At 72.6% G+C, this 3987-nt stretch carries 3 protein-coding genes and 1 pseudogene; all 4 read right to left on the reverse strand.

All coding sequences use genetic code 11. From position 1 onward, the window contains the following. Positions 1 to 485 (reverse strand): annotated as a pseudogene (locus tag AOK17_RS51725) (hypothetical protein); the annotation flags it as partial. A gap of 279 nt (positions 486 to 764) precedes the next feature. Then, positions 765 to 1847 (reverse strand): hypothetical protein, encoded by a 1083-nt coding sequence (locus AOK17_RS29695; RefSeq protein WP_055615654.1) that lies wholly within the window; start codon positions 1845 to 1847, stop codon positions 765 to 767. A 220-nt stretch (positions 1848 to 2067) separates the two neighbouring features. Next, positions 2068 to 3309 (reverse strand): VWA domain-containing protein, encoded by a 1242-nt coding sequence (locus AOK17_RS29700; protein ID WP_245697437.1) that lies wholly within the window; start codon positions 3307 to 3309, stop codon positions 2068 to 2070. Continuing rightward, a partial coding sequence (locus AOK17_RS29705; RefSeq protein WP_245697439.1) for a DUF5682 family protein occupies positions 3306 to 3987 on the reverse strand: 682 nt, incomplete at its 5' end. The genes AOK17_RS29700 and AOK17_RS29705, both read right to left, overlap by 4 nt.

Consider the following 3987-nt stretch of genomic DNA (forward strand, 5'->3'; position numbering starts at 1 on the left):
CGGGGGCCGGGGGCGTCGGACAGGGCGTCAGGCACGGCGTCGGTGGCCCTGGCGGTCGCGTCGGCGGTCTGGGCAACGGGCTTGGCCTTGGCCTGGGCCTTCCGGGCCGGCAGCTCGGTGTCGACGTACCGGCGGGCCTGGTCGGCCGCCTTCGCCTTCGTGGCGGCGGTCGACTTCGTGTCGGCGACAGTGCCGGTGACGGCGGTGACGGTGTCCTGCGCCTTGGCGGTCGTATCGCCGGTGACGTCGGTGAGGGTGTCCGTGGTCGTGCCGGTGGTCGGTGAGACGTCGGTGCGGACGTCACCGACCACCCCGTCGACGGTGTCGGTGACCGTGCCGACCACGTCGTCCACGGAGAGGGACGCGTCGGGTACGGAGGCGGACGTGGCGGGCAGTTCGTCCGCGCTGGCGACGGCTGAGCCGAGCGCCCAGGCGCCGGTGACCCCGGCGGCTATGACGATGGAACGGCGAATGTTCTTGTGCATGCGTACGTCAGTCCTTCGGAAGACCGAGAGTTCGGGACGTGGTGTGGAGAGGGACCGGGCGTCCGGAGGGGCCGATGCGCCGCGTCGGTGCTTCGGACTGGGGAGTCGAGCACCGACGGCCGTGGCAGCGGCCCGCGTCCGGGATGCGTCCGGCCGATCGCGTCCGGAGAGATCCGAGTGATCGGGGTGATCCGAGTGATCGGAGTGATGTCCGGACGGGCGCGGGCAGACCTGTTCCGCCCCCGCGCGGCAGGTCTCAGCGGGGGAAGGAGTCCGGCCCTAGCCGGGGAACGCCGGAATGTCCCGGTGCCTGTCCCGGGTCCCGGCCGCGGTGACGTCCGCGGCGGCGCCGGGCACCAGCGTCGGCCGGGCCCTCTCGTTCGACGCGACGGCCTGCGCGTCGCCGTGCCGCGGCGACCCGTTGTCGACCGCGGAATGACGCCCCAACGCACCCGTGGGGTCGCCGTCGGGCACTTGGTGCACGGGTGCCTGCACGGCCCGCGTGCCCTGGGTGTCCACGTGGTGGCGCACGTCGTCACCGGCCGCCGCTGGGCCACCGGCGAACCGCGGCCCGTACACCGTCGCCGCGCTCTCGTCGCGCGACTGCTTCTCGGCCGCCCGGTGGCGGTCCGTCGCACCGCCGGGCTGCTGCGGCGCCGTACCGACCGGCAGGGTCTGACCGGGAACCGCCGGCAGTGGCAGCCCCGGCAACTCCGGCAGCCCGGGAAGGCCCGGCAACGTGGGCAGTTGAGGCAGCGACGGCCACCACTGCGGCGGGGCCGGCCGCTCGACGATCCCGCCGGTGACCCCGCCGGTGATCTGATCCACCAGATCACCGATGGGCCGTACGACGTCCTCGGCGACCGGCGGTACGACGCGCTCGGTGACCGGGCGTACCACCTGCTCGACGACCGGCCGCACGACCGGCTCGGTGACCGGCCTTACGACGCGCTGGACTTCGTCGGTCACGGGCGCGATCGCCTTGGGGAGCCCAGGCTGTTCGGAGCCGGAGGCCGTGGCGGTGGAGTCGGATTCGGAGGTCGCGGTGGAAGCGGGCGGCGGCGGGGTGGCCGACGAGACCGTCGCGGACCGTGAGTTCGAGCCCGAGGGCCGCTCTCCGATCCTCGGCCGTGGCTCCGCCGAACCCTTCGCCACCTGCTCGGCCGAACTCGTCACCGACCGCACAACATCCGTGGGATTCGAGGCCGGCGCGACCCCGTCCGCCGCACGCGCCTGCTCCCCGCAGAGGAGCCCCAGCACGAACAACCCGCCCACCAGCAGCGCCACTTGCAGCGCACGCCGCCCCGCCGCCGTGCGCGTTACGCGCAGAGCGGCATCGGGCAGTACGGCTGACAGGGCCAAGGCGGGGAGAGCCTCCCGTGCGGAGGGACAAGGTGAAGCGAGATGGGGCGCGGCCACAAGGCTGCGCGCCCCCTGAAGTCGCGCCGATCCTTGCACGGGACTCCCGAGGTCGCGCAAGTCCCCTGTTACCGATGGATACTCATGTCCGCTTTATCCGTCGTCTTTCGGCTCCCCCATGACCGCCGCCATGTCCGCCCGCGTTTCCGCCCCGCTGCCGCCTCTACTGCCCCGGACTCCCGGTGTCCGGTATCGGCAGCGGGCGCTTCTCGATCGCCGCCGCCATCACGTCCGGGAAGAGGTCGGGCGTGCAGGCGAACGCCGGTGCGCCCAGCGCCGCGAGCGCCGCCGCGTGCTCACGGTCGTACGCGGGAGCCCCTTCGTCGGACAGCGCGAGCAGCGTCACGAACTGCACCCCCGACGCCTTCATGGCCGAGACCCGCTTGAGCATCTCGTTCCGGATGCCGCCTTCGTAGAGGTCGCTGATGAGGACGACCACGGTGTCGGCGGGGCGCGTGATCTGCGACTGGCAGTACGCCAGTGCCCTGTTGATGTCCGTACCACCGCCGAGCTGTGTGCCGAAGAGCACGTCGACCGGATCGTCGAGCTGGTCGGTGAGGTCGACGACGGCCGTGTCGAAGACCACGAGCCGGGTGTTGATGGACCGCATGGAGGCGAGGACCGCGCCGAACACCGACGCGTACACGACCGACGCCGCCATCGAACCCGATTGGTCGATGCAGAGGATGACCTCCTTCTTCACGGACTGCGACGCGCGCCCGTACCCGATGAGCCGCTCGGGCACGATCGTGCGGTACTCGGGCAGGTAGTGCTTGAGGTTGGCCGAGATCGTGCGGTTCCAGTCGATGTCGTGGTGACGGGGCCGGTTGATACGGGCGCTACGGTCGAGGGCGCCGGTGAGCGTGGCCCTGGTGCGGGTCGCGAGCCGCTTCTCCAGGTCCTGAACCACCTTGCGCACGACCGCCCGTGCCGTCTCCTTGGTCGTCTCGGGCATGGCCTTGTTGAGCGAGAGCAGCGTGCCGACCAGGTGGACGTCCGCCTCCACCGCCTCCAGCATCTCCGGCTCCAGGAGCAGGGTGGACAGGCCGAGCCGGTCGATGGCGTCCCGCTGCATGACCTGGACGACGGAGGACGGGAAGTACGTCCGGATGTCCCCCAGCCACCGGGCGACGGACGGCGCGGACGCCCCGAGCCCCGCCGAACGCTCCCGCCCTGCCCGCGGCCTGCCCCCCTTGCCGTTCCCGTACAGCGCACCGAGCGCCCCGTCCATCGCGGCGTCCTGCCCGGTGAGCGCGCACCCGGTGCCGTCCGCGTCCTCCCCGCCGAGCACGAGCCGCCAGCGGCGGAGCCGTTCGTCGACGGCGTCGACCGGATCGGTCCCGCCGCCCGGCTCGGAAGCCCCGCCTTGATCGGTCGCTCCCGTGTTCACCACTCCCGCGCTCATCGGCCCACCCCCACAAGGTCGTTGTCATCGGCGCCGTTGTCGTTGGTGCTGCTGTCGTTGGCGCGACTGTCCTTGGTGCGGCTGTCGCCGGGACCATCCACGTCCTCGGTTTCGTCCGGCCCCAGCAGCAGGCGCAGCACCGGCAGCACCGCGTCGGCACGTGCGGCGTCGAGGTCACGGGCGAATCCGGGTATGCCCGAGGCGGTGGTGGTGGCCGTGGCGCTTCCGCGGGTTCCCGGTCCGCGCCGGACCAGTTCGCCGAGGGTGCGGCGCACTCCGGGCTCGTACGCCGAGAAGGTGCGCCTCAGCAACGGCAGCACGTCGGTGAACGCGTCCCCAGGCACCCCGGTCAGCCAGGCGTCGACCAGCCCGAGCAGCCGCTCGTCGTGCACGAGCAGCATCCCGCCCCCGGAGCCCCCGCCGACGAAGCCCTCGATCCACGCCGCCGCGTCCGCCGGCTCCGTACCCGGCGACAGCACGAGCCCCATGAGCCGCGCCGCCTCCTCCTGCCCCAACGCCCCGTCGTCCAGCAGCAACCGCACGGCCCGCCCCCGGACGACCCCGGGAACCGTGTCCCGCCCGGACAGCGTGCGCAGCACACCGTGCCAACGGCCACGTATGCCGCCACGGGAGGCGGAGTCCTCACCTTGCCCCTCCTCCTCTCCCTCCCCCAGCAGC

It is taken from the genome of Streptomyces phaeochromogenes (assembly GCF_001418655.1).
Lineage (GTDB): Bacteria > Actinomycetota > Actinomycetes > Streptomycetales > Streptomycetaceae > Streptomyces > Streptomyces phaeochromogenes.